The organism is Umezawaea beigongshangensis, from assembly GCF_016464305.1.
Lineage (GTDB): Bacteria > Actinomycetota > Actinomycetes > Mycobacteriales > Pseudonocardiaceae > Umezawaea_A > Umezawaea_A beigongshangensis.
Window position 1 is genome coordinate 1 of the sequence record NZ_JAEIOJ010000036.1, and the last position, 2,383, is coordinate 2,383.

The window sequence follows — 2,383 nt, forward strand, 5'->3', positions numbered from 1 at the left end:
TGTTCGAGAGGTTCACCGACCGCGCGAGGCGGGTGGTTGTCCTGGCCCAGGAAGAGGCCCGGATGCTCAACCACAACTACATCGGCACCGAGCACATCCTCCTGGGGTTGATCCACGAGGGTGAAGGTGTCGCTGCCAAGGCGCTGGAGTCGTTGGGGATCGCGCTGGAGGGTGTGCGCCAGCAGGTCGAGGAGATCATCGGCCAGGGCCAGCAGGCCCCCAGCGGTCACATCCCCTTCACCCCGCGCGCGAAGAAGGTCCTGGAGCTGTCTCTGCGCGAAGCGCTGCAGCTGGGGCACAACTACATCGGCACCGAGCACATCCTGCTCGGGCTGATCCGCGAGGGCGAGGGCGTCGCCGCCCAGGTCCTGGTGAAGCTGGGCGCCGACCTCAACCGGGTGCGGCAGCAGGTCCTCCAGCTGCTCTCCGGCTACTCCGGGGGCAAGGAGCCCGCCGAGGCCGGCGGCCGCGGCGAGGGCACTCCGTCGTCGTCGTTGGTGCTCGACCAGTTCGGGCGCAACCTCACCGCCAGCGCGCGCGAGGGCAAGCTCGACCCGGTCATCGGTCGCACCAAGGAGATCGAGCGGGTCATGCAGGTGCTGTCCCGCCGCACCAAGAACAACCCCGTCCTCATCGGCGAGCCCGGCGTGGGCAAGACCGCCGTGGTCGAGGGGCTGGCGCAGATGGTGGTCAAGGGCGAGGTGCCCGAGACGCTCAAGGACAAGCAGCTCTACACGCTGGACCTGGGCTCCCTCGTCGCCGGTTCCCGCTACCGCGGTGACTTCGAGGAGCGGCTGAAGAAGGTCCTCAAGGAGATCCGCACCCGCGGCGACATCATCCTGTTCATCGACGAGATCCACACCCTCGTCGGTGCGGGTGCCGCGGAGGGCGCGATCGACGCGGCCAGCATCCTCAAGCCCATGCTGGCCCGCGGTGAGCTGCAGACCATCGGCGCGACCACGCTGGACGAGTACCGCAAGTACGTGGAGAAGGACCCCGCTCTGGAGCGCCGGTTCCAGCCGATCCAGGTCGGCGAGCCGTCGCTGGAGCACACCATCGAGATCCTCAAGGGTCTGCGCGACCGCTACGAGGCCCACCACCGCGTCTCGATCACCGACCAGGCGCTGGTGGCCGCGGCGACGCTGGCCGACCGCTACATCAACGACCGGTTCCTGCCGGACAAGGCGATCGACCTGATCGACGAGGCCGGCGCCCGGATGCGCATCCGCCGGATGACCGCTCCGCCGGACCTGCGCGAGTTCGACGAGAAGATCGCCGACGTGCGCAGGGACAAGGAGTCCGCGATCGACGCGCAGGACTTCGAGCGCGCCGCGAAGCTGCGCGACGCGGAGAAGCAGCTGCTGGGCCAGAAGGCCGAGCGGGAGAAGCAGTGGAAGGACGGCGACCTCGACGTCGTCGCCGAGGTCGACGAGGAGCAGATCGCCGAGGTCCTGGCCAACTGGACGGGCATCCCGGTGTTCAAGCTCACCGAGGAGGAGACCACGCGCCTGCTGCGCATGGAGGACGAGCTGCACAAGCGGATCATCGGCCAGACCGACGCGGTGCGGGCGGTCAGCCAGGCGATCCGGCGCACGCGCGCGGGTCTGAAGGACCCCAAGCGCCCCTCGGGCTCGTTCATCTTCGCCGGCCCCTCCGGGGTGGGCAAGACCGAGCTGTCCAAGGCGCTGGCGCAGTTCCTCTTCGGCGAGGACGACGCGCTCATCCAGATCGACATGGGCGAGTTCCACGACCGCTACACCGCCTCGCGGCTCTTCGGCGCCCCTCCCGGTTACGTCGGCTACGAGGAGGGCGGGCAGCTCACCGAGAAGGTGCGCCGCAAGCCGTTCTCCGTGGTGCTGTTCGACGAGATCGAGAAGGCCCACAACGAGGTCTACAACACGCTGTTGCAGGTGCTGGAGGACGGCCGCCTGACCGACGGTCAGGGCCGGACGGTGGACTTCAAGAACACCGTCATCATCTTCACCTCCAACCTGGGCACCTCGGACATCTCCAAGGCCGTGGGCCTGGGCTTCACCTCGGGTCAGGACACCGCGTCCAACTACGAGCGCATGAAGAACAAGGTCAACGACGAGCTGAAGAAGCACTTCAGGCCCGAGTTCCTCAACCGCATCGACGACATCATCGTCTTCCACCAGCTCACCCAGGACGAGATCATCAAGATGGTGGACCTGATGATCAACCGCGTCGAGACGCAGCTGAAGAACAAGGACATGGCCATCGAGCTGACCGATCGCGCCAAGCAGCTGCTGGCCCTGCGCGGGTTCGACCCCGTGCTCGGCGCCCGCCCGCTGCGCCGCACGATCCAGCGCGAGATCGAGGACCAGCTCTCGGAGAAGATCCTGTTCGGCGAGATCCAGGCCGG

1 protein-coding gene is annotated in these 2,383 nt (G+C 67.5%); it reads left to right on the plus strand.

The features are described 5' to 3' along the window. Positions 1-2,383: ATP-dependent Clp protease ATP-binding subunit (locus IMZ35_RS30220; RefSeq protein ID WP_199444624.1), on the plus strand; the 2,383-nt coding region annotated here is incomplete at both ends.